Source organism: Burkholderia thailandensis E264 (genome assembly GCF_000012365.1).
In the GTDB taxonomy this organism is placed as follows: domain Bacteria; phylum Pseudomonadota; class Gammaproteobacteria; order Burkholderiales; family Burkholderiaceae; genus Burkholderia; species Burkholderia thailandensis.
Genome location: NC_007650.1, coordinates 1,486,458 through 1,508,196 on the forward strand (window position 1 = coordinate 1,486,458; position 21,739 = coordinate 1,508,196).

A 21,739-nucleotide genomic window follows, 5' to 3' on the forward strand; every position below is an offset into this window, starting at 1 on the left:
TAAGGGACGCGCCGCGCGGCGGCGAAGCGGGCGTCGGGCGGCGAAGGATTCGGCCCGCCGGCCGGCGGCCCACGGGCGCTCGCCGGTGCGGCGCGCCTGGCGGCGGCCCGAGGCGGGCGGGATGAGAACGGCGACGGGCGGCGAACGAAGCCGAGGGAGGCCGAGGGAAGGCGGGCGGGCAATGGCGCGCGCGACAACGCGACCACGATACGAACGGATGGCGCTCGCGGCGTGAATCGCGTCAATCCGACATTTCGGCGTCGGCGGAGAAAGCTGGTGGGACGGCGGGGGAGGCGCGGCGGCGGTAAGCGGCGGCGGAGGCTGCCGGAAACCGCGCATGGCGCGCGTCGGCGCGAAGGAGCGCGCCGCGACCGGCCCGCGGCCCGCGCCGCGTCGATCAGATCTCGTCGCCGTCGTCGAACAGCTTGTGCCGGATCGCGTAGCGCACGAGCGCCGCGTCGTGCGGCATCTGCATCTTCTCGAGGATGCGCGCCTTGTAGGTGCTGACCGTCTTCGCGCTGACGTCGAGCGCCTGCGCGATCTCGGTGATCGTCTCGCCGGCGGCAATCCGCCGGAACACGTCGAACTCGCGGTCCGAAAGCCGCTGGTGCGGCAGCGATTCGACGGGCTCGTTCAGGCTCTGCGCGAGCCGCTCGGCCATCGCGAGGCTCACGTAGACGCCGCCCGCCGCGATCTTCGTCAGCGCGCCGACGAGTTCCGCGCTCGCGCTTTCCTTCGTCATGTATCCTGACGCGCCCGCGCGGAACGCCCGCGACGCGTATTGCTGCTCCGCATGCATCGTCAGCACGAGAATCCGCAGCGCGGGCTTCTCTTCCTTGATCTGCTTGATGAGATCGAGCCCGTTGCGGCCCGGCATCGACAGGTCGAGCACGAGCAGTTGCGCATCGGTCGAGCGCATCAGATCGATCGTCGAGGGGCCGTCGCATGCTTCGCCGACGACCTCGAAGCCCGTCGCGCTGCCGAGAATGTGGCGCAGGCCGTCGCGCACGAGCGCATGATCGTCCGCGATCAGGACCTTGATCATAGGGGCGTGTCCGTTTGCCGGATCGCGGCGAGCGGCAGCGCGACCTTGATCGAGAAACCCTGCCCGGGCGCCGAGTCGATCGTGACCGTGCCGCTCAGCATGTGCGCGCGTTCGCGAATGCCGATGAGGCCGAACGACTTGTCGCCGTGCGCGTCGCGGCGCTCTTCGGGCTGCACGCCGCGGCCGTCGTCCTTGATCTGCAGCCGGCAGAAGTCCTGGTCGATCGCGAGCGTCAGGTCGACGCGGGTCGCGTCCGCGTGGCGCGCGACGTTCGTCAGCGCCTCCTGGACGATCCGGAACAGCGTCGTCGCGCCGGCGTTCGTGAAGCTCGTGTCCGCGGTGTCGAGCCGGCGCTCGACATCGATCCCGTAGCGGTTCGTGAAATCGTTCACGAGCCATTCGATCGCGGGCACGAGGCCGAGATCGTCGAGCATCACGGGCCGCAGGTCGGCCGCGATGCGCCGCACCGACGCGACCGTCGAGTCGATGAGCCGCCGCATCCCGTGCAACTGCTGCTCGACCGCCGCGATCGGCTGCGGGCTCGTCTGCGAGGTTGCCTGCGAATCGCGATAGCGGGCGAGCGCGATCGCGATCGCCGACACGTCCATCTTGAGCGCGGTCAGTTGCTGGCCGAGGTCATCGTGCAGTTCGCGCGCGATCCGCGTCTTCTCTTCCTCGCGCACGTTCTGCAGGTTCGCGGACAGTTCGCGCAACTCCTCGCGCGACTGCCGCAGCGCGTTCTCGTTGCGCACCCGCTCGGTGACGTCGCGCAGCATGACCGTATACAGCTTGCCGGAGCCGTCGCGGATCTGCGAGATCGACGCCTCGATCGGGAACTCCTCGCCGTTCTCGCGCAGCCCGAACAGCACGCGCTGGCGGCCCATCTGCCGCTCGGACACGCCCGTCACGCCGAACTGATCGACGTGCTTCGCGTGCGCCGCGCGAAAGCGCTCCGGAATGAAGCGCGACAGCGGCGAGCCGATCGCGTCCATCGCGGACACGCCGAACACGCGCTCGGCGGCCGGATTGAAGATCACGATCGTCTGCGTTTCGTCGACCGTGATGATCGCCTCCATCGACGAGCGGATGATGCCCATCATCCGGGCTTCGTTGAGCGGCCTGTTGTCCGCATAGTCGTCTCGCGCGCCGACGCGGCCGACGAGCAGGTACGCGAGCACCGCGAGCAGCGCGGAAGTCGCCGCGCCGGCGATGAACACCGTGGTCGCGACGCCGTTCGAGCGGATCGCGGCCCAGCGGTTTTCCGTCGTATAGGCAAGCGTGAGCCGCGTGCCGCCGAAATTGAGCGAATCGGTGAGCGCCAGCGGCGGATGCGACACGTACGCGCCGCCGTAGTCGCGCTCGGTGGTGTAGACGAGCGCGCCCGCTTCGCCGGCCGTCATGCGCAGGTCGATGTCGCGATCGTTCGCGGTCGACAACTCGACCAGGCGACGCGGGTCGAGCGTCGCGACGACGAAGCCGGCCGTGTTCGGGCGACGGCGCTCGGCGGCGGGCAGCGCGCCGTTCGCCGTGTAGACGGGCAGGTAGAGCGCGAGCGCGCTCGTGCCGCTGTCCGGCGCGTATGTGCTGTCGGGCGGCGCCGTATGCGCGTCGAGCGTCGCCAGGCCGGAATCCGCGGCGCGCAGCAGCGCGGTTCGCGTCGTCGGATCGACGCCCGCCGGCGCGGCCGCGCCGATGGCGGTCTTCGCGTCGACGAAGCCGAGCGAGCGGATCGGCGAGCGCGCGCGGTCGAGATCGAGCTGCGCCTGATAGTTCGTCCACCCGACGGCGGCGGGCGACGCGTTCTCGCCGAGCATGCCGCGCGCGCCGCGCAGCACGGTCGTGGCCGTCAGCAGCTCCTGCCGCAGCGTTGCCGTCACATGCGCGGCGCGGCGCTCGAAACGGGCCTGCGCGGCATTGCGCTCCTGCTGCAGCACGAGCCGCGCGACGCCGTATGACGCGGCGATGCCCAATGCGGCGACGGCCACGGCGACGAGCGCGGCGCGCCGGTCGGTATGGGACGCATCGCGCGATGCGCCAGGGTTGATCCCGCTGGCGGTCATGAATTCATACCTATGCTTCGTTATGCCGGTGCTGCTGGTTGGGGGAGCGTCGAGCGAACGGGCTCGATGCGCGGCGGGAATAGGAATGCCGATATTTTGCTGATTCCCGTCATTTTCGGCAATGCGACAACGCGAAAGGCGCCGCGGACTGAAATTCTTTCAAATATTACGCGGCACTGCAATCCGTTCGAACCGGCATCGCCGCGCAGGGCGGGCCTGCCCGCGCCCGCATGGCCGACGCGCGGCTGCGGCATCGCACATCGTGCGGTGCGTCATCGGGGCGATAAACGCGGTTCCCGACGCGCCGCATCGCAATTTTTTATTCACTGCCATACGTGCGCCATCTGCTTCGCCGACATTGGGCGGCGAATCCCCATCGGCATTTTCCGCGCCTTTGCGTCCGTCCGGCCGCCGCATCCCGACGGATTGTCATCGCCGGTTTTTTCGTTGCCGCCGCTGCGTGAGCGACCGACCGAGCGACCGAGCGACCGAGCGACCGAGCGACCGAGCGACCGAGCGATCGCGGCGCGCGCGGCTGCGATCGCGAAGGGGCGCGTTACCGTTACCTTTACTTTGCGAATGGCCGTTGCTAGATTCAAAACCGTGCGCCTCACCTCCCCACAAGGATCGCCATGAGCCATTTCCTCGACAGGCTGCGCTTTTTCACGACCACCCGGCCGCAGTTTTCCGACGGACATGGCGCGGTCACCGGCGAGGATCGGAAGTGGGAAGAGGGATACCGGCAGCGCTGGCAGCACGACAAGATCGTGCGCTCGACGCACGGCGTGAACTGCACCGGCTCGTGCTCTTGGAAGGTCTACGTGAAGGGCGGCATCGTCACGTGGGAGACGCAGCAGACCGACTATCCGCGCACCCGCCCGGACATGCCGAACCACGAGCCGCGCGGCTGTTCGCGCGGCGCGTCGTACTCGTGGTACCTGTACAGCGCGAACCGGCTCAAGTATCCGCTCGTGCGCAGCGCGCTCGTCAGGCTGTGGCGCGAGCGGCGCCGCACGATGGCGCCCGTCGACGCGTGGCGCTCGATCGTCGACGACGACGACGACGCGCGGCGCGGCTATCAGAGCCGGCGCGGCCTCGGCGGCTTCGTGCGCGCGACGTGGGACGAGGTCAACGAGATCGTCGCGGCGGCCAACGTGCATACGATCGCACGCCACGGGCCGGACCGCGTCGTCGGGTTTTCGCCGATTCCCGCGATGTCGATGGTGTCGTATGCGGCCGGTTCGCGCTATCTGTCCTTGATCGGCGGCGTGTGCCTGAGCTTCTACGACTGGTATTGCGACCTGCCGCCCGCGTCGCCGCAGACGTGGGGCGAGCAGACCGACGTGCCCGAGTCCGCCGACTGGTACAACTCGACGTTCATCATGATGTGGGGCTCCAACGTCCCGCAGACGCGCACGCCCGATGCGCACTTCCTCGTCGAGGCGCGCTATCGCGGCACGAAGATCGTGTCGGTGTTTCCCGACTACTCGGAAGGCGCGAAGTTCGGCGATCTGTGGCTGCATCCGAAGCAGGGCACCGACGCGGCGCTCGCGCTCGCGATGGGACACGTGATCCTGAAGGAATTCCACGTCGAAGGCGCGAGCGACTACTTCTCCGATTACTGCCGCCGCTACACGGACATGCCGTGCCTCGTGCGGCTCGTGCCGCACGGCGCGGGCTACGTGCCCGAGCGGCTCGTGCGCGCGTCCGATTTCGACGGCGCGCTCGGCGAGGCCGAGCACCCGGAATGGAAGACCGTGATGATCGACGACGCGACGGGCGAGTTCGTCGTGCCGGTCGGCTCGATCGGCTTTCGCTGGGCGCAGCCCGACGGCGGCAACCGGGGCAAGTGGAACCTGAAGGCGGAGACGGCGGGCGGGCACGCGCTCGCGCCGCGGCTGTCGCTCGTGCGGGCCCACGACGACGCCGTCGACGTGCTGTTCCCGTACTTCGGCAACCAGCCGCATGCGCATTTCGATCCCACCGCGCACGCGTCCGAGCTGTCGCGCAGGATCGGCGTGCGGCGCATCGCGACGCCCGGCGGCGAGATGCTCGTCGCGACCGTCTACGATCTGTTCGTCGCGAACTATGGAATCGACCAGGGGCTGGGCGGGCGCGACGTCGCGACGGGCTATGACGACGACGTGCCGTACACGCCCGCATGGCAGGAGGCGGTGACCGGCGTGAAGCGCGAGGATGCGATCTCGGTCGCGCGGCAGTTCGCGGAGAACGCGCACAAGACGCAGGGCAAATCGATGGTGATCGTCGGCGCGGGGGTCAACCACTGGTTCCACATGGACATGACGTACCGCGCGATCATCAACATGCTGATCATGTGCGGCTGCGTCGGCAAATCGGGCGGCGGCTGGTCGCACTACGTCGGCCAGGAGAAGCTGCGGCCGCAGACCGGCTGGACCGCGCTCGCGTTCGCGCTCGACTGGCACCGCCCGCCCCGGCAGATGAATGCGACGTCGTTCTTCTACGCGCACACCGATCAATGGCGCTACGACCCGATGGACCCGGCCACGCTGCTGTCGCCGCTCGCCGACAAGAGCCGCTTTCACGGCGCGCCGATCGACTACAACGTGCGTGCCGAGCGGATGGGCTGGCTGCCGTCCGCGCCGCAACTGGGCGCGAATCCGCTGCGCGTCGGCGCGGACATCGCCGATCCCGCGCACGCGGGCGCGGAGCTCGCGCGGCGGCTCGCGTCGGGCGAGCTGAAGATGGCGTGCGAGGACCCGGACGCACCCGAGAACTTTCCGCGCAATCTGTTCGTATGGCGCTCGAACCTGCTCGGCTCGTCGGGCAAGGGCCACGAGTATTTCCTGAAGCACCTGCTCGGCACGACGCACGGCGTGCAGGGCGACGAGATCCGCGACGGCACGGGCCTGCGCCCCGAGGAGGTCGCGTGGCGCGCGCAGGCGCCGCGCGGCAAGCTCGACCTGCTCGTCACGCTCGACTTTCGGATGTCGACGACCTGCATGTACTCGGACGTCGTGCTGCCGACGGCGACGTGGTACGAGAAGGACGACATGAACACGTCCGACATGCATCCGTTCATCCATCCGCTGTCGGCGGCGGTCGATCCGGCGTGGCAGTCGAAGAGCGACTGGGAGATCTTCAAGGGGATCGCGAAGCGCTTCTCCGAGCTCGCGCAAGGCCACCTCGGCATCGAGCGCGACGTCGTGCTTTCGCCGATCGCGCACGACAGCGCGGCCGAGCTCGCGCAGCCGTTCGACGTGCGCGACTGGAAACGCGGCGAATGCGATGCGGTTCCCGGCAAGACGATGCCGGCCGTGGCCGTCGTCGATCGCGACTATCCGAGCACGTACCGCAAGTACACGTCGCTCGGGCCGCTGATGGAGCGGCTCGGCAACGGCGGCAAGGGCATCGGCTGGGACACGAAGGACGAGGTCGCGCTGCTCGGCGCGCTCAACTATCGCGTGACCGAAGAGGGCTGCGCGCAAGGGCGGCCCCGGATCGACAGCGCGCTCGACGCGGCCGAGGTGATCCTCGCGCTCGCGCCGGAGACCAACGGCGCGGTCGCGGTGAAGGCGTGGCAGGCGCTGTCGCGCATGACCGGCATCGAGCACGCGCATCTCGCGCACGCGCGCGAGGACGAGAAGATCCGCTTTCGCGACATCCAGGCGCAGCCGCGCAAGATCATCTCGTCGCCGACTTGGAGCGGGATCGAATCCGAGCACGTGTCGTACAACGCGGGCTACGTGAACGTGCACGAGCTCGTGCCGTGGCGCACGCTGAGCGGCCGGCAGCAGCTCTATCAGGATCATCCGTGGATGCGCGCGTTCGGCGAATCGCTGTGCGCTTACAAACCGCCGATCGATACCGGCAGCTATGCGCACATGGTCGGCCAGCGCTCGAACGGCAACCCCGAGATCGTGCTGAATTTCATCACGCCGCACCAGAAGTGGGGCATCCACAGCACGTACACGGACAACCTGCTGATGCTCACGCTGTCGCGCGGCGGGCCGATCGTCTGGATCTCGGAGCGCGACGCGCAGGCGATCGGCGTCGCCGACAACGACTGGATCGAGTGCTACAACGCGAACGGCGCGCTGTGCGCGCGCGCGGTCGTCAGCCAGCGCGTGCCGCGCGGAATGGTGATGATGTATCACGCGCAGGAGAAGATCGTGAACACGCCGGGCTCGGAGATCACCGGCACGCGCGGCGGCATCCACAACTCGGTCACGCGCGTGTCGCTGAAGCCGACGCACATGATCGGCGGCTACGCGCAGCTGTCGTACGGTTTCAACTATTACGGCACCGTCGGCTCGAACCGCGACGAGTTTCTGATCGTGCGCAAGATGAAGCGGATCGACTGGCTCGACGGCGAAAACGAAAGCGCGCACGAAGGCGGTGCGCCCGCGCCCGCGTCGAACGTCCCGACGCCGGCCGCCCCCAACGAACGCAACGCCGACGCAGGAGAGACCCGATGAAGATCCGCGCGCAGATCGCGATGGTGCTCAATCTCGACAAATGCATCGGCTGTCACACGTGCTCGGTCACATGCAAGAACGTGTGGACGAGCCGCGAAGGCATGGAGTACGCGTGGTTCAACAACGTCGAGACGAAACCCGGCATCGGCTATCCGAAGGACTGGGAGAACCAGGAGCGCTGGCGCGGCGGCTGGAAGCGGCGCGCGGACGGCAGGATCGAGCCGCGCCTCGGCGGCAAGTGGCGCCTGCTCGCGCAGATCTTCGCGAATCCGCATCTGCCGGAGATCGACGACTACTACGAGCCGTTCACGTTCGATTACGCGCACCTGCAGGAAGCCGCCGACGCGAAGGCGATGCCCGTGGCGCGGCCGCGCTCGCTCGTGAGCGGCGAGCGGCTCGAGAAGATCGAGTGGGGGCCGAACTGGGAGGAGATCCTCGGCGGCGAATTCGAGAAACGCTCGAAGGACTACAACTTCGAGCACGTGCAGAAGGACATCTACGGACAGTTCGAGAACACGTTCATGATGTACCTGCCGCGGCTTTGCGAGCACTGTCTGAATCCGGCGTGCGTCGCCGCGTGCCCGTCCGGCTCGATCTACAAGCGCGAGGAAGACGGGATCGTGCTGATCGATCAGGACAAGTGCCGCGGCTGGCGAATGTGCGTGTCCGGCTGCCCGTACAAGAAGATCTACTACAACTGGCAAAGCGGCAAGGCGGAGAAGTGCATCTTCTGCTATCCGCGCATCGAGGCGGGCCAGCCGACCGTGTGCTCGGAAACCTGCGTCGGGCGCATCCGCTATCTCGGCGTGCTGCTGTACGACGCGGATCGGATCAGCGACGCGGCGAGCGTCGAGCGCGAGACCGACTTGTACGAAGCGCAGCTATCGCTCTTTCTCGACCCGAACGATCCGGCCGTCGCCGCGCAGGCCGAGCGCGACGGCGTGCCGGCCGCGTGGCTCGACGCGGCGCGGCGCTCGCCCGTCTACAAGATGGCGATCGACTGGAAGATCGCATTCCCGCTGCATCCGGAGTACCGGACGCTGCCGATGGTCTGGTACGTGCCGCCGCTGTCGCCGATCAACGCGGCCGCGAACAGCGGCGCGCTCGGGATGAACGGCTATCTGCCGGACGTCGAATCGCTGCGCATTCCGCTGCGCTATCTCGCGAACCTGCTGACCGCGGGCGACGAAGCGCCCGTGAAGCTGGCGCTCGAGCGGCTGCTCGCGATGCGCGCGTTCATGCGCGCGCGCCACGTCGAGCGCGTCGATGCGCCGGGCGTGCTGAAGCAGGCGGGGCTGTCGATCGCGCAGGTCGACGAGATGTACCGCTATCTCGCGATCGCGAACTACGAGGATCGTTTCGTGATCCCGACGACGCATCGCGAGTACGCTGAGGACGCATTCGACCTGCGCGCGTCGTGCGGCTTCTCGTTCGGCAACGGCTGCTCGGGCGGCACGTCGCCGACGAGCCTGTTCGGGATGAAGAAAGGCCAGAAGACGATTCCGATCAAGGAGGTGGAGCGATGAGCGACGCACCGGCCGCGCCGCGCGGCGCCGTGTACTCGGCGCTGTCGGCGCTGCTCGATTACCCGAGCGAAGCGCTCGTCGACGCGCTGCCCGCGATCGACGCGTGCGTGCGCGACGCGAAAGGTCTGACGAAGGACGCGCGTGCCGGGCTCGCGCGCCTCATCGCGTATCTCGGCGAGCGCGACCTGCTGGCGCTGCAGGAGAACTACGTCGCGCTGTTCGATCGCGGTCGCGCGACGTCGCTGCATCTGTTCGAGCACGTGCACGGCGAGTCGCGCGACCGGGGGCAGGCGATGGTCGATCTGCTGCAGATGTACGAGCAGCACGGGCTCTATCTGAGCACGCACGAGCTGCCCGATTATCTGCCGGTGTTCCTCGAGTATCTGTCGCGATTGCCGGAGCGCGACGCGCGCGGCCTGCTAGAGGAGACGGCGGAGATCCTGCAGGCGCTCGCGGCGGCGCTCGCCAAGCGCGGCAGCCATTACGGCTTCGCGATCGGCGCGCTGCTGTCGCTTGCGGGCAAGGAGCGGGCCGACGTGCCCGATGCGCCGGACGACGATGCGCATGCGATCGTCGACCATCGCGCGCTCGACGCCGATTACGTGGACGAGCCGGTGCGCTTCGTCGGCGCGGCGACGCCGGGCGCGGCGGAGCCCGTTCGGTTCTACGACAAGCGGCCGGGCCGCTAGGCGGCCGAACGCGCCGCGCGCGGCGGGATGAACGGCCGCCGGCGGTGAAAAGGTTGGGGGGCGGGCCCCGCGCAGCCCCCCGGAGAAGAATCGGGAGAAGCCCATGAGCGATTACCTGAATACGTTTCTGTTCGGCATCTATCCGTACATCTGCGTCGCGGTGCTGCTGATCGGCAGCCTGATCCGCTTCGATCGCGAGCAGTACACATGGAAGAGCGATTCGTCGCAACTGCTGCGGCGCGGCGCGTTGCGGCTCGGCAGCAATCTGTTCCACTGGGGCGTGCTCGTCGTCGTGGCCGGCCATTTCGTCGGTTTTCTCGCGCCGCACTGGCTCGTGTCGCCGTTCCTGTCGGCGTCCGCGCATCAGCTCGTCGCGATGGCGGGCGGCGGCGCGGCGGGCGCGGTCGCGATCGTCGGGCTCACGATCCTGATCCTGCGGCGGCTGGGCGACGCGCGCATTCGCCACAACAGCCGCAAATCCGACATCCTGATCGTGCTGATGCTGTGGGCGCAACTCGCGCTCGGGCTCGGGACGGTCGTGCTGTCGGCGCATCACATGGACGGCGCGATGTTCGAGGTGCTGACCGACTACGTGAAGGGCGTCGTCACGTTCCGGCCGGGCATCGCGGCGCTTCTCGCCGGCGTGCCGTGGACCTATCGCGCGCACATCCTGCTCGGCTTCACGATCTTCCTCGTGTCGCCGTTCACGCGGATGGTGCATATCTGGAGCGGGTTCGCGTCGGTCGCGTACCTGATCCGCCCGTACCAACTCGTTCGCAAGCGCTGATCCGCCGCCGATGGATACGATCGACCCAACCCGCGATACGCGGCCGCACGCGCGCGTGTGCGTCAACGGCGTGGAGATCGGCGCGGCCGACATCGCCGACGAGCGCGAGCATCACGCCGACGCCGAAGATCCGCTCGGCGCGGCGCGGCGCGCGCTCGTCGTGCGCGAGCTGTTGCGCCAGCGCGCGGTCGCGCTCGGGCTCTCGGCCGACGGCGCGCCGCTCGACGACGACGCGCTCGACGCGCTGCTCGCGCGCGAGCTCACGCATCTGCCGCAGCCGACGCACGACGATTGCGAGCGCTACTACCGCAATCATGCGGCGCGCTTTCGCCGGCACGACATCGTGCATGCGAGCCATATCCTGTTCGCGGTGACGGACGCGACGCCGCTCGCCTTGCTGCGCCGCGAGGCCGAGGCGGCGCTCGCGCGCGCGCTCGCCGCACCGCAGACGTTCGAGACGCTCGCGCGCGAGCTGTCAAACTGCCCGTCATCGGCGGTCGGCGGCAATCTCGGGCAATTGCTGCGCGGCGATTCGGTGCCGGAATTCGACGCGGCCGTGTTCGATACGCCCGAGCTCGGCGTGCTGCCGCGCCTCGTGAACACGCGCTTCGGCTTTCATATCGTGCGGATCGAGCGCCGCGTGCCGGGCGATCCGGTGCCGTTCGACGCGGTCGCGGCCGACATCGCCGCGTTCCTCGCGCAACGCGTGCGGCACAAGGCGATTCAGCAATACGTGACGATTCTCGCGAGCGGCGCGCGGATCGAGGGCGTCGCGTTCGGCGACGCGAACGGCCCGCTGGTTCAATGAACTGAACGACAAAGGAGGGCGGACATGGCCTCACAGCACGATTCCGGCGCGGCCGGCCATGCGCCCGCGATTCCCGCGCGCGCGTGGTCGGTGCTCTTCGCCAGCACGTTCGCGTTCCTCGTCTGCTTCGTCGTCTGGATGATGTTCGGCGTGCTCGGCGTCCAGTTGCGCGAAGACCTGCATCTGAACGCGACCGAGTTCGGCATGCTCACGTCGACGCCCGTGCTGACGGGCGCGCTGATGCGGCTGCCGCTCGGCGCATGGACCGACCGTTTCGGCGGCCGCATCGTGATGACGGTGCTGCTCGCCGTCTGCGCGGTACCCGTCTACGTGGTGAGCTATGCGACCGCGCTCTGGCAGTTTCTGCTGATCGGGCTCTTTCTCGGCTGCGTCGGCGCGTCGTTCGCGGTCGGCACGCCGTACGTCGCGCGGTTCTTTCCGCCGCAGCGGCGCGGGCTCGCGATGGGCGTGTTCGGCGCAGGCACGGCCGGCGCGGCGGTCAACCTGTTCGTCACGCCGCTGTTGCTGGCCGCGTACGGCTGGCGCGTCGTGCCGCGCGTCTACGCGGTCGCGCTCCTCGTCACCGCGGCGATCTTCTGGTTCGCGTCGGCCCCCGATCCCGGCGCGGGCGAGCAGAAGGGCTCATGGGTCGATTCATTCAAGGTGCTGCGCGATCCGCGCGTGTGGAAGCTCTGCCAGTACTACTCGATCACGTTTGGCGGCTTCACCGCGCTCTCGCTGTGGATTCCGCAGTATCTGAAGAACGACTATGGGATGTCGCTCGTCGCCGCGTCCGCGCTCGCGGCGGGCTTTTCGCTGCCCGGCTCGGTGCTGCGCGCGCTCGGCGGCGCGCTCGCCGACCGCTACGGCGCGCACGCGGTCACCTGGTGGGGGCTGTGGGTCGCGTGGGTTTGCCTGTTTCTGCTGTCCTATCCGCCCACCGACCTCGTAATCCACACGATCGACGGCACCGCGACGCTGAGGCTGCATGTGCCGCTCGCCGCGTTCGTCGTGCTGACGTTCGTGCTCGGCGCGGTGTTCGCGTTCGGCATGGCGTCGACGTTCAAGTACGTCGCCGACGATTTCCCCCACAACATGGGCGTCGTCACCGGCATCGTCGGGCTGGCGGGCGGGCTCGGCGGCTTCTTGCTGCCGATCATCTTCGGCGCGCTCGTCGACCTGTTCCGCGTGCGCTCGACATGCTTCATGTTTCTGTACGGGATCGTCTGGGTGTCGCTGATCGTCCTGTACTTGTCGGAGATCCGGCGCGTGCCCGTGACGGGCACATCCCCGCGCTGACCCGGTCAGGCGATGCGCTCCGCGTCGGCCGGCTGCACGGGCGGCTCGGCCGCGGCGGCGCGCTCGACGCCGGCCGGCCTGCGCCTGCGCGCACCAGGCTCGAGGATGCTCGTCGCATCGCCGAGAAAGAGCCAGTGGACCTCGCCGGGCGCGGCCGCGTCCGACTCGCTGATCCAGTTCGCGCCGCACGCGCGGCAGCGAAATTTGGCGATCACGACCGGCTTGCGCAACAGCGGCCGCAGTTTGGTCGGCTTGCCGAGCGCGTCGAGCGGAACGTCGCTCGACGCCGGATGCCGCTCGGATGCGAGCGGCCGACAGACATCGCAAGGTATCATTGCTGCTTTTCTACGGCATGGGCGCGCATGCGCCCGCGAATCAGGCGGCGGGCTTGCGGCGCGGCTGCGGCTTCGCGGCGCCGCGCGCGGCAACGGTGCTGCGCGTCTTGTAGCTCACGCCGTGCTGCTCGAGATAATCGCGAATCATCTGACGCACGACCTGCGACGGCGTCAAATCCTGCGCGGCGCACAATTGCTCGAACGCCTTCTTCTTGAAGGGGTCGATCAGGACGGTCAGACGGGCGCTTTTCGTTTCCATGGCGGGACACAGTGGCAAGTATGTTAATCAAATTATAATACATGCCGCTTCCCGGACGATTTTTTCATCCGTTCCTCATTTCCGGCGACGCTTCTCGCGCGCCGCTTCATGCGTCGGCCGGTTCGCCGAACCGGGTCCAATCGTAGCTCGCGCCCAGCTCGATGCGCACCGCCGCCTCGGCGAGATCGACGCTGTGCCGATCGGCCAGCGCGTTCGCCCGCTCGATCATCGTCTCGAGCGACGGCAGCGGCGCGTCGCTTTTCCACGCGAAGACGATCAGGTTCAGCGCGCTGTCCTCGGCGGGCGCGAGCGCCGCCGACGCGCCGAACACGTCGCGCAGCGCGGCGAGGCAGTCCGCCACGCGCGGATCGTCGACGAGCAGATTGACGACGAGCACGCCGTGCGCCGCCAGATGGCGGCGGCAGTCCGCATAGAACTGCCGCGTGCTGAGCGCGTGCGGCAGGCCGCCGGCGTCGAAGCCGTCGACGATCAGTACGTCGGCGCTCGCTTCGCCTGCGGCGGCCACGTAGTCCGCGCCGTCCGCGCACAAGACCGTGAAGCGCGCATCGTCGGTCGGAATCCGGAACCGGTCGCGCAGCGCGATCACGTCCGGATCGATCTCGATCGACGTGATCCGCGCGTCGGGCAAATGCCGATAGAAGTACTTCGCGAGCGAGCCGCCGCCCAGGCCTATCATCGCGATTCGCCGCGGCTGCGGATGCAGCAGCAGAAAGCCCGCCATCGTGCGCGTGTAGCCGAGCGCGAGCAGATCCGGGCCGTTGACGTACATGCAGCTTTGCATGCCGTGCTCGTCGAAGCACAGCGATACGAGATGCGGCGTCTCGATCACGACGGGCGAATTCGCGCGAGCGCAGCGGTGCTGCGCGGACAGCGGCCCGGACGAGTTCGCGGGCATGCCGGGAAAGCGAGGTCGCATCGGGCGTTTCTCCGGCGCGCTCAACGCTGGGTCAGCAGCGATGCGAGGGAATCGAGCGCATCGTCCTCGTCGGGGCCGCTCGACAGGATCTGCATCCGCGTGCCGCATTTCGCGCGCAGCGCGACGACGGACATCACGTCCTTCGCGTTCGCATGGCGACCGTTTGCAACGATGACGATGTCGCTCTGAAAGCGGCCCGCCGCGCCGGCGAGCGCCTGGCCCGCGAATGCGGCGTCATAACGCCCCCATTTCGGACCGATTTCGATCAATGCTTGTGCCACCGGGATTCCTTCAAGTGATGCGTCGGGCGCGCGCGGTTCAGCCGGCCGCGCGCTTGCCCGCTCAATGCATGACGCGCGCCTGCGCGCGGGCGAGGAACGCGAGCAGCTCGCCGTCCCACGCGTGATCGTGCAGGACGACCTTCGCCGTGTCGAGCGGCGTCATGTCGCGGCTCAGATGCACGAGCGCAAGCGAGCGCGGCGGACACGGCCGCTGGAAAAATCGGCCTTCGTCGTCGAGGAAGAGGCACGGGCGCTGCCGGATCTGCGCGCTCGACACCGAGATCGGGTCCAGCACGTGCCGCGCCGACTCCTTCGGATACACGAAGATGACGTTGGTGCCGAGCGCTTCGAGACGCTCGCATGCGTCCGAGAAGCGGTACAGCATCTGAAAGCCGCGCTCGCCGCTTCTGCCGACGCCGACGATCACGAGCCCCTGCGCGCCCATCACGTCCCGCGGCGCGCGGCGCGCGTAGTCGTGCGCAAGGAGCGCTACGCGCATGTCGAACATGCGGGCGTCCGGGTCGGGCCGCGCATCGGAGGGCGCGAGCGGTTGAGCCAATCGCCGGAGTGGGCCGGCGCGCGATCGATCATTTTCATACCGAAGGAATTATATGCACATAACATTAACATGATATGTGCGTTCTCGGAAAGTGGGCGAGCGCACGGGACGGCGGCAAAGCGCGCGCCGACGCCTGACGAACGGCTTTCGAAGCGGCGGGGGGGCGTTGCGCCCCGCGCACCCCGCGCGGAACAATGCTGCCGGCTTGGGCTTGGGCTTGGGCTTGGGCTTGGGCTTGGGCTTGGGCTTGGGCGCGAAGCCTAGACTGGAAGCGGCGTTGCCCGGCCTGAGCGGGCGACACCGAATGGCGGCATCAGCGTCACGGGCGGCCTGCCGGCGCCAGGAATCGAGCGTCGGTGCCTGAACGTGCGGCCCGATCGCTGCGCACAACGCGTGCGGCGTGCGCCCGGCGCACGCGCTCCGGATTACCGGCCGCCGCCCACGCGGCGCGGCCCGCCACCGCCCGGCTTCCCGCGCGCCGTCAGCGGGCAGGCCCGCTGCCCGGGCGGCCCGCCCATTCGCGCAAGTCGTCGAGCATCGGCACGCCGGCCAGCACGACGAGCAGGCCCGCGAGCGGAATCGTCGCCGAGTAGCCGACGTGCTTGAAACCGAGCGCGCCCGCGAGGCCGCCCGCGAAGAACATCGCGAGCATCGTGCCGAGCACGCGCAGCTTCCGCCGGTTCGCGTACACGTCGGGCTCGCCGGGGCCGGCGTGCGTCGAATTCCAGTAGAACAGCTTGCCGAGCTCGATGCCGAGATCGGTGACGATGCCCGTCATGTGCGTCGTGCGGATCTCGGCGTTCGAGAGCTTCGTGATGATCGCGTTCTGCAGGCCCATGATGAAGCACAGCAGCACGACCGTGACGGGCACGAAGAACGCGCGCCAGAGCGCCAGATGGCTGCCGAGCAGCCCGAAGCACAGCAGCAGGAACGCCTCCAGCAGCAGCGGAAACGCGTAGCGGCTGTGCAGCCCCTTGCGCCGGCCCCAGTTCACGAGCACGGCCGACGTGGCCGCGCCGAGCAGAAAGGACGTGAGCGACGCGATCCCCGCGAACACGAGCGCGATGTCGCCGAGCGCCGCCTGATCGGCGATCGCCGACACGATGCCGCTCATGTGCGACGTGTATTGCCTGACGGCGAGAAAGCCGCCGGCGTTGGCGGCGCCCGCGACGAACGCGAGGGAAAAGCCGAGGTGACGGTTTGCGTCGAGATTGCGGTCCTTTCCGGCGAGGCTGCGAAAGTAGGCGACTGGCATGGCGTGGCGGCGGGTGGTTCTCTCGCGTGCGCTCACATGTCCGGGGTCGGCTAACGCGCGCGCCGAAGCGGCGCGACGGGAGGCGTACCGAGAAACGATGCGATGCGTATCGACGCGTATGGTGACAGATCGACAATGGTGCTAGGATGATAACGCCATTATCATACTCTTGTAACGAGATGGTCCTTCGATGACGCCTCGCCCGACGCCCCGAACCGAAAAGGAGACGCACTGCGCGGGCGCGTGTCGCGCAGGCCGCGCACATTGCGCCGCCGCATGCGCGCGGCCTTTCGCCGCTTGCATCGCGCGCGCCGCTTCGCCATACTCGTCTGCACGTCCGTTCACGCGACGCTAGGCGAACCGCGAGTCAAACAACATGGAACAGGGCCTGCTTCTCCGATGCGTGCTGTTCGTCGCGCTCGCGTGGCTCGTGCTCGGCTGCGCCGGACTCGCGAACATGCGCCGCACCGGTGTGATCGCACACGGCCTGTTTCCGCTCGGCGCGCTGGCCGGGCTCGCACTCGCGGCGCTCGGCCTGGCCGGCGTGTTCGCCGCGCCGTCGACCGCCATGCTGCCGCTCGGCCTGCCCGATCTGCCGTTCCATCTGCGCCTCGACGCGCTGTCCGCCTACTTCCTGTTCGTGCTCGGCGTGGTGACCGCGGGCGTCGGCGCGTTTTCGTCCGGCTATTTCCGCAAGGGCGAGGGCACCGCGCCCGGCCTCATTTGCTTCGAATACCACGTGTGCATCGCGAGCATGGCGCTCTTGCTCGTCGCGGACGACGCATACTGCTTCATGGTCGCGTGGGAGACGCTGACGCTGTCGGCGACCTTTCTCGTGATGACGAACCACCGGATCGCCGAGATCCGCCGCGCCGCGTTCCTCTATTTCCTGATCTCGCATGTCGGCGCGCTCGCGCTGCTGCTGTGCTTCGGCCTGCTGCAGGCGGGCACGGGCGATTACACGTTCGCGAACATGCGCGTGCAGCATCTCGACGGACTGGCCGCGTCGGCCGCGTTCGTGCTCGCGCTCGTCGGCTTCGGCGCGAAGGCGGGCATTTTCCCGCTGCACGTGTGGCTGCCGGACGCGCATCCGGCCGCGCCGTCACCCGTGTCCGCGCTGCTGAGCGGCTTCGTGCTGAAGGTCGGCCTGTACGGCATCCTGCGCACGGTGCTCGACCTGCTGCACGTGCAGGTGGCGTGGTGGGGCGTGCTCATGCTCGCGCTCGGCCTGTTCAGCGCGCTGCTCGGCGTGGTGTTCAGCACGATCCAGACCGACATGAAGCGGCTGCTCGCCTATTCGTCGATCGACAATGTCGGCCTGATGTGCGTGAGCCTCGGGCTCACGATCCTGTTCCTCGGCTACCGGCTACCCGCGCTCGCCGCGCTGTCGCTGACGGCGCTGCTGTATCAGATCGTCGCGCACGCGTGCTTCAAGAGCCTGCTGTTCCTCGGCACGGGCGCGGTGCTGCACGCGACGGGCGAGCGCAATCTCGGCCGGCTCGGCGGCCTGATCCACTTCATGCCGTGGACCGCGTGGGCGATGCTCGTCGCCGTCGCCGCGAGCGCCGGGCTGCCGCCGTCGAGCGGCTTCGTGTCCGAGTGGCTGCTCGTTCAGAGCTTCCTGTTCACGCCTGGGCTGCCGGATTCGGTGCTCGGGATGACGGTGCCGCTCGTCGCGGCGCTCGTCGCGCTGACGGCCGCGCTCGCCGGCTACGCGATGGTCAAGTTCTTCGGCATCGTGTTCCTCGGCCAGCCGCGCGAGGCGAAGCTCGAGCGCGCGCGCGACGCGAGCCCGTGGGAGCGCGTCGCGTTCGGCTGGTTCGCGGCGGCGAGCGTGCTGCTTGGCCTCGCGCCCGTCCAGTACGTGAAGGTGCTCGATGCGGTCACGCGCACGCTGATCGGCGCGGGCATCGGCGGCACGAACCACGGGTGGCTGCTGTTCGCGCCCGTGTCCACCGCGCGCGCGAGCTACATGCCGGCGCTCTTCATGCTGTTCTTCGTCGCGTGCTGTGCGCTCGCGTGGCTGCTCGTGCGGCGCTTCTACCACGGACGGCTGCGGCGCTCGGCGCCGTGGTCGTGCGGCAATCCGTTCGTGACCGCGCGGATGCAGGACACGGCCGAAGGCTTCGGCCAGCCGATCCGCGAGATCTTCACGCCGTTTTTCCGGATCGATCGGCAGTTGCCGTCGCCGTACGACCGGCAGCCGGCATACCGGATGAGCGTCGCCGACCGCACCTGGCATCTGCTGTACGAGCCGATCGCCGCGCTCGTGAACCGCGTCGCCGCGCTCGTCGGGCTGTTGCAGACGGGCCGCATCGCGATCTATCTGACGTACAGCTTCTTCGTGCTGATCGTCCTGCTGACGGTGGTGAGACGATGGTGACCGCATCCGGCATCCTGTCGCAAACGCTCGAGATTCTCGTCGCGCTCGCGGCCGCGCCGCTGCTGACGGGCTGGGTCAACCAGTGCCGCGCGTGGCTGCAGAACCGCCGCGCACCGAGCATCTGGCAGCCGTACCGGATGCTGCACAAGCTGTTCAACAAGGAGTCGATCGTCGCGCAGCACGCGAGCCCGCTCTTTCGCGGCGCGCCGTACGTGGTCTGGGCGGCGATGACGCTCGCGTGCGCGATCGTGCCGACGCTGTCGACCGAGCTGCCGTTTTCGCCCGCCGCCGACGCGATCGCGCTCGTCGGCCTGTTCGCGCTCGCGCGCGTCGCGCTGTCGCTCGCGGCGATGGACATCGGCACCGCGTTCGGCACGCTCGGCGCGCGCCGCGAGATGCTGATCGGCTTTCTCGCGGAGCCGGCGCTGCTGATGGTGCTGTTCTCGGCGTCGCTGATCACGCGCTCGACGCTGCTGACGAGCATCGTCGCGACGCTCGGCCACCGCGAGCTCGTGATCTATCCGAGCCTCGCGTTCGCGGGCATCGCGTTCACGCTCGTGTCGCTCGCGGAGAACGCGCGGCTGCCGGTGGACAACCCCGCGACGCACCTCGAGCTGACGATGATCCACGAGGCGCTGATCCTTGAATACTCGGGCCGCCATCTCGCGCTGATGGAATGGGCGGCGAGCCTGAAGCTCTTCGCGTATTCGTGCATCGGCCTCGCGCTCTTCATGCCGTGGGGCATCGCCGAGGCGGGCAGCCCGCTCGCGCTGCTGCTCGCGCTTCCGGCGCTTTTCGTCAAGCTGCTCTTGGGCGGCGCGGCGCTTGCCGTCGTCGAGACGACGAACGCGAAGATGCGCCTGTTTCGCGTGCCCGAGTTTCTCGCGACCGCGTTCCTGCTCGCGGTGATCGGCATGCTCGTCCATTTCCTGCTGGGGGCGTAGATGCACGGCTACGCGACGCAGCTCGTCAATTTCCTCGCGGCGATCCTGCTGCTCCTGTCGTTCGCGATGCTGAGCCAGCGGCGGATTCTGTCGCTGATCCATCTGTATACGCTGCAGGGCGTCGTGCTCGTGTCGGCGAACCTGATCCTCGGCTTCGTCACGGCGGACACGCATCTGTATGTGTCCGCCGCGCTCACGCTGCTGCTGAAGGTCGGGCTGATTCCCTGGATTCTGTACCGGCTCGTGCTGCGGCTGAACGTGAAGGCGGACGTCGAGCCGCTGCTGAACATTCCGACCACGCTCGTCGCCGGCATCGCGCTCGTGATCGTCGCGTTCAACGTCGCGGCGCCGATCAGCCGGCTCGCCGAATCGGCCGCGCGCGGCACGCTCGGCATCGCGCTCGCGTGCGTGCTGCTGTCGTTCATGATGATGATCACGCGCGCGAAGGCGATTCCGCAGGTGATCGGCTTCCTGTCGATGGAAAACGGCCTGTTCTTTGCGGCCGCGGCGGCGACCAACGGCATGCCGATGATCGTCGAGCTCGGGATCGGGCTCGACGTGCTCGTCGGGATTCTGATCCTCGGCGTGTTCATGTTCCAGATCCGCGAACAGTTCGACAGCCTCGACATCCACCACCTCGAGAAACTGAAAGATGATTGACGTCTACGTGCTGCTGGCGTCGCTCGGCCTGCCGCTCGTCGCGGGCGGATGCCTCGCGCTCGTGCGGCGGCAGCACGTCGCGCGCGCGCTGAACGTCGGCTTCAGCTTTCTCACGTGCGCGGCGGCGTTCGCGCTCGCCGCGCGCACCGTCGCGCACGGGCCGATGTACGCGGCGGGGAAGCTCTTCTTCGTCGATCCGTTCAATGTGTTTCTCGTCGCGCTGACGGCGTTCGTCGGCTGGACGACGTCGCTGTTCTCGAATCCGTACATGCGCATCGAGCAGGACCGCGGCAAGATGAGCGACGGCCGGATGCGGCTTTATCACTGCATGTACCAGTTGTTCATCTTCGCGATGCTGCTCGCGCTGCTCACGAACAATGTCGGCGTGCTATGGGTCGCGATGGAGGCCGCGACGCTCGCGACGGTGCTGCTCGTGAGCGTCTACCGGACCGCGGCGAGCCTCGAGGCCGCGTGGAAGTACTTCATCCTGTGCGGCGTCGGCATCGCGCAGGCGCTGTTCGGCACGATCCTGCTGTATCTCGCGGCGGGCCGGCGGCTCGCGGACGGCGACGCGCTGCTCTGGACGAGCCTGAACGCCGTCAAGACGCAGCTCGATCCGACGATCGTGTCGATCGCATTCGTGTTCCTGCTCGTCGGCTACGGAACCAAGGTCGGGCTCGTGCCGATGCACAACTGGCTGCCCGATGCGCACGCCGAAGGCCCGACGCCGATCTCGGCGGTGCTCTCGGGGCTGCTGCTGAACGTCGCGCTGTATGCGGTGCTGCGCTGCAAGGTGCTCGCCGACGGCGCGCTCGGCAACGGGCTGCCCGGGCACCTGCTCGTCGGCTTCGGGCTCGTGTCGGTGCTCGTCGCGTCGTTCTCGCTGTTCCGGCAAAAGGACGTGAAGCGGCTGTTCTCGTATTCGTCGATCGAGCACATGGGCCTGATGACGTTCGCCTTCGGCCTCGGCGGCCCGATCGCGACGTTCGCGGGGCTGCTGCACATGACGGTCCACTCGCTCGTGAAGTCGGCGATCTTCTTCGCGGTCGGTCACGCGGCGCAGAAGGCGCGCACGCAGGCAATCGACGGCATCCGCGGCCTCCTGCAGGTGAGCCCGACGGTCGGCTGGGGAATGATGCTCGGCACGCTCGCGATCCTCGGCATGCCGCCGTTCGGCGTGTTCGCGAGCGAATTCCTGATCCTGACGACGGCGATCGCGAAGCTTGCGTGGAGCGCGCCGTTTTTGCTCATCGCGCTCGCGGCGGCGTTCGCGGCGATTTTCATGCGCGTGCAGCGAATGGTGTTCGGCGAATCGAACGTCGCGACGCTCGAGCATCCGCCGGCGCTGCTGCCGGTGTTCGTTCACCTCGCCCTCGGCTTGATGCTCGGGCTCTACGTGCCGCCGTATCTCGCGACCTGGTATCGGCAGGCGGCGGCGATGATAGCGGGGTAGCC

19 protein-coding genes are annotated in these 21,739 nt (G+C 68.3%); 11 read left to right on the forward strand and 8 right to left on the reverse strand.

The window, feature by feature from the left end; translation table 11 throughout:
* Positions 1-397: 397 nt before the first annotated feature.
* Positions 398-1,045 (reverse strand): response regulator, encoded by a 648-nt coding sequence (locus BTH_RS06380; protein ID WP_009896856.1) that lies wholly within the window; start codon positions 1,043-1,045, stop codon positions 398-400.
* On the reverse strand, positions 1,042-3,105 hold the full coding sequence (locus tag BTH_RS06385; protein WP_009896858.1) for a PAS domain S-box protein: 2,064 nt from the start codon (positions 3,103-3,105) through the stop codon (positions 1,042-1,044). Before BTH_RS06385 ends, BTH_RS06380 begins: the two co-directional genes overlap by 4 nt.
* 12 nt (positions 3,106-3,117) lie before the next feature.
* Here BTH_RS06385 and BTH_RS33270 point away from each other — a divergent pair, with 12 nt between their 5' ends.
* The 7 genes from BTH_RS33270 (at position 3,118) to BTH_RS06415 (ending at position 12,671) form a co-directional block, all read left to right on the forward strand.
* A complete protein-coding gene (locus BTH_RS33270; protein WP_127446366.1) occupies positions 3,118-3,741 on the forward strand; it encodes a hypothetical protein in 624 nt (207 codons plus the stop codon).
* On the forward strand, positions 3,738-7,562 hold the full coding sequence (locus tag BTH_RS06390) for a nitrate reductase subunit alpha (RefSeq protein ID WP_011401206.1): 3,825 nt from the start codon (positions 3,738-3,740) through the stop codon (positions 7,560-7,562). The genes BTH_RS33270 and BTH_RS06390 overlap by 4 nt, the downstream gene beginning before the upstream one ends.
* Entirely contained in the window at positions 7,559-9,088 is a 1,530-nt protein-coding gene (narH, locus tag BTH_RS06395; RefSeq protein ID WP_009900137.1) for a nitrate reductase subunit beta, read from the forward strand. The genes BTH_RS06390 and narH overlap by 4 nt, the downstream gene beginning before the upstream one ends.
* A complete protein-coding gene (gene narJ, locus BTH_RS06400) occupies positions 9,085-9,777 on the forward strand; it encodes a nitrate reductase molybdenum cofactor assembly chaperone (RefSeq protein ID WP_009896864.1) in 693 nt (230 codons plus the stop codon). Before narH ends, narJ begins: the two co-directional genes overlap by 4 nt.
* 103 nt (positions 9,778-9,880) lie before the next feature.
* Complete coding sequence (gene narI, locus BTH_RS06405) at positions 9,881-10,564, forward strand: respiratory nitrate reductase subunit gamma (RefSeq protein WP_009896865.1); 684 nt, start codon at positions 9,881-9,883, stop codon at positions 10,562-10,564.
* 10 nt (positions 10,565-10,574) lie between these two features.
* Positions 10,575-11,372, forward strand: coding sequence for a peptidylprolyl isomerase (locus tag BTH_RS06410; RefSeq protein WP_009896866.1), 798 nt, complete (start codon positions 10,575-10,577; stop codon positions 11,370-11,372).
* A 24-nt stretch (positions 11,373-11,396) separates the two neighbouring features.
* Positions 11,397-12,671: an MFS transporter gene (locus BTH_RS06415; RefSeq protein ID WP_009896867.1), complete on the forward strand. Its 1,275-nt coding sequence runs from the start codon at positions 11,397-11,399 to the stop codon at positions 12,669-12,671.
* 5 nt (positions 12,672-12,676) lie between these two features.
* Here BTH_RS06415 and BTH_RS06420 read toward each other — a convergent pair whose 3' ends face one another.
* The 6 genes from BTH_RS06420 to BTH_RS06445 all read right to left on the reverse strand — a co-directional run bounded on the left by BTH_RS06420 (position 12,677) and on the right by BTH_RS06445 (position 16,297).
* Positions 12,677-13,006 (reverse strand): hypothetical protein, encoded by a 330-nt coding sequence (locus tag BTH_RS06420; protein ID WP_009896868.1) that lies wholly within the window; start codon positions 13,004-13,006, stop codon positions 12,677-12,679.
* Positions 13,007-13,046: 40 nt separating this feature from the next.
* A complete protein-coding gene (locus BTH_RS06425) occupies positions 13,047-13,265 on the reverse strand; it encodes a ribbon-helix-helix protein, CopG family (protein ID WP_004533002.1) in 219 nt (72 codons plus the stop codon).
* 106 nt (positions 13,266-13,371) lie between these two features.
* Positions 13,372-14,181: a fused MFS/spermidine synthase gene (locus BTH_RS06430; protein ID WP_009896884.1), complete on the reverse strand. Its 810-nt coding sequence runs from the start codon at positions 14,179-14,181 to the stop codon at positions 13,372-13,374.
* Positions 14,182-14,222: 41 nt separating this feature from the next.
* Complete coding sequence (locus BTH_RS06435) at positions 14,223-14,483, reverse strand: HPr family phosphocarrier protein (protein WP_009900145.1); 261 nt, start codon at positions 14,481-14,483, stop codon at positions 14,223-14,225.
* Between the two features lie 61 nt (positions 14,484-14,544).
* Positions 14,545-14,991: a hypothetical protein gene (locus BTH_RS06440; protein WP_009896887.1), complete on the reverse strand. Its 447-nt coding sequence runs from the start codon at positions 14,989-14,991 to the stop codon at positions 14,545-14,547.
* Between the two features lie 532 nt (positions 14,992-15,523).
* Entirely contained in the window at positions 15,524-16,297 is a 774-nt protein-coding gene (locus tag BTH_RS06445; RefSeq protein ID WP_009896889.1) for a YoaK family protein, read from the reverse strand.
* Positions 16,298-16,673: 376 nt separating this feature from the next.
* On the opposite strand from BTH_RS06445, the gene hyfB reads away from it, so the two are divergent.
* The 4 genes from hyfB to BTH_RS06465 are packed head-to-tail and all read left to right on the forward strand — an operon-like array spanning position 16,674 to position 21,737.
* Positions 16,674-18,680, forward strand: coding sequence for a hydrogenase 4 subunit B (gene hyfB / locus BTH_RS06450; protein ID WP_009896891.1), 2,007 nt, complete (start codon positions 16,674-16,676; stop codon positions 18,678-18,680).
* Positions 18,674-19,624, forward strand: coding sequence for a respiratory chain complex I subunit 1 family protein (locus BTH_RS06455; RefSeq protein WP_009896892.1), 951 nt, complete (start codon positions 18,674-18,676; stop codon positions 19,622-19,624). Before hyfB ends, BTH_RS06455 begins: the two co-directional genes overlap by 7 nt.
* The gene (locus tag BTH_RS06460; protein ID WP_009896893.1) at positions 19,625-20,284 is read left to right on the forward strand and encodes a formate hydrogenlyase; all 660 of its coding nucleotides are present in this window, start codon (positions 19,625-19,627) and stop codon (positions 20,282-20,284) included.
* Complete coding sequence (locus BTH_RS06465; protein WP_009896894.1) at positions 20,277-21,737, forward strand: hydrogenase 4 subunit F; 1,461 nt, start codon at positions 20,277-20,279, stop codon at positions 21,735-21,737. The genes BTH_RS06460 and BTH_RS06465 overlap by 8 nt, the downstream gene beginning before the upstream one ends.
* The last annotated feature ends 2 nt before the right edge of the window (positions 21,738-21,739 follow it).